Origin of the sequence: Actinotalea sp. C106, from assembly GCF_023630195.1 — a bacterium.
Taxonomy (GTDB): Bacteria; Actinomycetota; Actinomycetes; order Actinomycetales; family Cellulomonadaceae; genus Actinotalea.
In genome coordinates, this window is the sequence record NZ_JALPKN010000300.1 from 1 (window position 1) to 3,608 (window position 3,608).

General features: G+C 71.8%; 5 protein-coding genes. 1 reads left to right on the top strand and 4 read right to left on the bottom strand.

The window, feature by feature from the left end:
• The 4 genes from L0B03_RS15225 to L0B03_RS15240 form a co-directional block, all read right to left on the bottom strand.
• A partial coding sequence (locus L0B03_RS15225) for a hypothetical protein (RefSeq protein ID WP_250447321.1) occupies window positions 1-256 on the bottom strand: 256 nt, incomplete at its 3' end.
• Between the two features lie 139 nt (window positions 257-395).
• Window positions 396-1,385: a malate dehydrogenase gene (locus L0B03_RS15230; RefSeq protein ID WP_250447323.1), complete on the bottom strand. Its 990-nt coding sequence runs from the start codon at window positions 1,383-1,385 to the stop codon at window positions 396-398.
• Window positions 1,386-1,411: 26 nt separating this feature from the next.
• Window positions 1,412-2,629: an NADP-dependent isocitrate dehydrogenase gene (locus L0B03_RS15235; RefSeq protein WP_250447325.1), complete on the bottom strand. Its 1,218-nt coding sequence runs from the start codon at window positions 2,627-2,629 to the stop codon at window positions 1,412-1,414.
• 297 nt (window positions 2,630-2,926) lie between these two features.
• Complete coding sequence (locus L0B03_RS15240) at window positions 2,927-3,208, bottom strand: DUF3017 domain-containing protein (RefSeq protein ID WP_250447327.1); 282 nt, start codon at window positions 3,206-3,208, stop codon at window positions 2,927-2,929.
• 22 nt (window positions 3,209-3,230) lie between these two features.
• Between L0B03_RS15240 and L0B03_RS15245 the strand changes: the two genes are divergently transcribed.
• Window positions 3,231-3,608, top strand: a 378-nt coding sequence (locus L0B03_RS15245) for an FAD-dependent oxidoreductase (protein WP_250447329.1), incomplete at its 3' end; no start/stop codon positions are given.

The following is a 3,608-nucleotide window of genomic DNA, read 5'->3' on the forward strand; positions in this document are numbered from 1 at the left end:
CGCGCGGTCGGGCACCGGCGACGAGGAGAACCGCGTACCCGGTCGCCAGGAGCACCGCCCCGCCGGCGAGGACCGCGAGCACGCCGAAGGACGTCCCCGGCCCCCCCGTGCCCAGCTGCGCGCGGACGCCGTCCACCACGGCGATCTCGGCCGTCCGGTGGACCAGGAAGGCCGCCCCGCCCCAGCAGAGGACCGCGCCGCCCAGGGCCGGGGACCAACGGGGGACGGTACGGGGCGTCGTCGGCGCGGAGGTCACCGGCTCATGATGGTCGAGCCGGCCCCGCTCCGTCCACGCCCCCGGGGGCGCAGCCGGCGTCCGCGCAGGAGAGCAGAGACGCCGACGGCGCCGTCCCCCGCGAGGGAACGGCGCCGTCGGCGTCAGAGGCGCTGGAGGCTCAGATCAGGCCGAGCCCCTGGACCGCGTCGCGCTCCTCGACGAGCTCGGCGACCGAGGCGTCGATCCGCGAGCGCGAGAAGTCGTTGACCTCGAGCCCCTGGACGATCTCCCACCGACCCCCGGTCGAGGTGACCGGGAAGGAGGAGATGAGCCCCTCGGGCACGCCGTAGGAGCCGTCCGAGACGATCGCGGCCGAGGTCCAGGCGCCCTGCGGGGTGCCCAGGACCCAGTCGTGCACGTGGTCCACGGCCGCGTTGGCCGCCGAGGCCGCCGAGGACGCGCCCCGGGCCTCGATGATCGCCGCGCCGCGCTTGGCGACGGTGGGGATGAAGGTGTCCGCGAGCCACGCCTCGTCGACCAGCTCGGTGACGGGCTTGCCCGCGACCGAGGCGTGGAAGACGTCGGGGTACTGGGTGGCCGAGTGGTTGCCCCAGATCGTGAGCTTCTCGATGTCCTTGACGCTCGCCCCGGTCTTGGTGGCGAGCTGGGACAGCGCACGGTTGTGGTCCAGGCGGGTCATCGCCGTGAAGCGCTCGGCGGGCACGTCCGGGGCGTGCGAGGCGGCGATGAGCGCGTTGGTGTTGGCGGGGTTGCCCACCACCAGCACGCGCACGTCCTGCGCGGCGACCGCGTTGATCGCCTCGCCCTGGGGCTTGAAGATCCCGCCGTTGGCCTCGAGCAGGTCGCCGCGCTCCATGCCCTTGGTGCGGGGACGGGCCCCCACGAGCAGGGCGACGTTCGCACCCTCGAAGCCGACGCGCGGGTCGTCGGCGATGTCGATCGACTCGAGCAGCGGGAAGGCGCAGTCGTCGAGCTCCATCGCGGTGCCCTCGGCGGCCTTGACCCCCTGGGGGATCTCGAGCAGCCGCAGACGCACGGGGGTGTCAGCCCCGAGCATCTGGCCCGAGGCGATGCGGAAGAGCAGGGCGTAGCCGATCTGACCGGCCGCCCCGGTGACGGTGACGGTGACGGGAGCGTTCTGGGACATCGATGTCTCCTTGGGTCGGTGCCGGATCAGGCGAGGCGCGCGGCGAGGTTCTCGTCGAGGGCCGCGAGGAACTCCTCGGTGGTCAGGTACGGCTGGTCGGGGCCGATGAGCATGGCGAGGTCCTTGGTCATCTTGCCGCTCTCGACGGTCGTGATGACGACGTCCTCGAGGGTGGTGGCGAACTCGGTGACCTCGGGGGTGCCGTCGAGCTTGCCACGGTGGGCCAGGCCCCGCGTCCAGGCGAAGATCGACGCGATCGGGTTGGTCGAGGTCGGCTTGCCCGCCTGGTGCTGGCGGTAGTGCCGGGTGACCGTGCCGTGCGCGGCCTCGGCCTCGACGGTCTTGCCGTCAGGGGTCATCAGGACGCTGGTCATCAGGCCGAGCGAGCCGAAGCCCTGGGCGACCGTGTCGGACTGGACGTCGCCGTCGTAGTTCTTGCAGGCCCAGACGTAGCCGCCCTCCCACTTCATCGCCGCGGCGACCATGTCGTCGATCAGGCGGTGCTCGTAGGTGAGGCCCTTCTCGGCGAAGGCAGCGGCGAACTCGGCGTCGAACACCTCCTGGAAGATGTCCTTGAAGGCGCCGTCGTAGGCCTTGAGGATCGTGTTCTTGGTCGACAGGTACACGGGATAGCTGCGCTGCAGCCCGTACGCGAACGAGGCCCGGGCGAAGTCACGGATCGACTCGTTGAAGTTGTACATGCCCATCGCGACGCCACCCTCCTCGGGGTAGGTCACGACCTCCTGGTGGATCGGCTCGGAGCCGTCGGCCGGGGTGTAGGTCATGGTGAGCGTGCCGGCGCCGGGGACCTTGAAGTTGGTCGCCTTGTACTGGTCGCCGTGGGCGTGACGACCGATGATGATCGGCTTGTTCCAGCCGGGCACCAGGCGCGGGATGTTGCTGATGATGATCGGCTCGCGGAAGACGACGCCACCGAGGATGTTGCGGATGGTCCCGTTGGGCGAGACCCACATCTTCTTGAGGCCGAACTCCTCGACGCGGGCCTCGTCGGGGGTGATGGTGGCGCACTTGACGCCCACGCCGTGCTCCTTGATGGCGTGCGCTGCGTCGATGGTGACCTGGTCGTCGGTCGCGTCGCGGTGCTCGATGCCGAGGTCGTAGTAGCGCAGGTCGATGTCGAGGTACGGGTGGATCAGGCGGTCCTTGATGAACTGCCAGATGATCCGGGTCATCTCGTCGCCGTCCAGCTCGACGACCGGGTTGACGACCTTGATCTTGCCCATGCGGAACTCCCGTTGCTCGGTGACTCGTGATCTCGTGCGGTGGCTCGACGGCCTCGGCGGTGACCTGCTGCGCGCCCGGTGCTCCTGCTCGTGCTCGGCCCGCGCTGGGTACCGAGGCGCCTGCGGCCACCCGCCCAGGGGCCGCGCGCGACGCCGACGGCGGTCCGCGGCGCTGCGATGCTGCGTCGCCAGATTACTCGACATCGAGAGATCTCACCGCATGCCTCGGGCACGAGATCTCGACGATGCGACGTCGCGGAGGTGAACTCCGGGCGCGAGCCTGGGAGGACCGGTCGGTCAGACCCCGGGGGCGAGGACCAGCACACCCATCGCGACGGCGAGGCCGCCCAGGGTCACGGCGTCCTGCCAGGTCGAGCGCACCGCGACGCCCTCAGGGTGACGTCCACGGCCCACGAGCCGCGCGACCGCGGCGGCGACGAGGGTACCGATGATCACGACGACGCCGACCTGGGCGTCGACCACCTCGGTCGCGACGCAGGCGAGGGCGATCGCCGTCGCCACCAGCCACAGGGCGGGGGCGCGGTGCCGCTCGTGCGCCTCGGCCTGCGGTTCGCTCACGCGGGGAGACTACCGTGAGGCCGTGCTCACCCCTGGTCCTGCCCCCCGGTCCGTCGTCGTCGTCGGGGCCGGCCTGGCCGGCAGCCAGACGGTCGCAGCTCTCCGGGCCCAGGGGTTCGACGGGCACGTCACCGTGCTCGGCGCCGAGGGCCTCCCCCCGTACGACCGTCCGCCGCTGTCCAAGGAGCTCCTCACCCGCAGCGAGCCCGCCTGGCTGAGCGAGGAGCTCGGCACCGACCTGGGCCTCGCCGACGACGTCCGGCTCGACGAGCCCGCCACCGCCCTCGAGCACGACGCCGACGGGGTCACCGTCCGGACCTCCCCGGGGGGCTCGGGGGGCCGGCGCGAGGTGCGGGGCGACGTCGTCGTGCTGGCCACGGGCTCCGGGGCGTCCCGGCCG

Excerpts from the sequence above, each read along its gene's own strand:
- L0B03_RS15230 (WP_250447323.1), bottom strand. The coding sequence starts at position 1,385 with ATGTCCCAGAACGCTCCCGTCACCGTCACCGTCACCGGGGCGGCCGGT.
- L0B03_RS15235 (WP_250447325.1), bottom strand. The coding sequence starts at position 2,629 with ATGGGCAAGATCAAGGTCGTCAACCCGGTCGTCGAGCTGGACGGCGAC.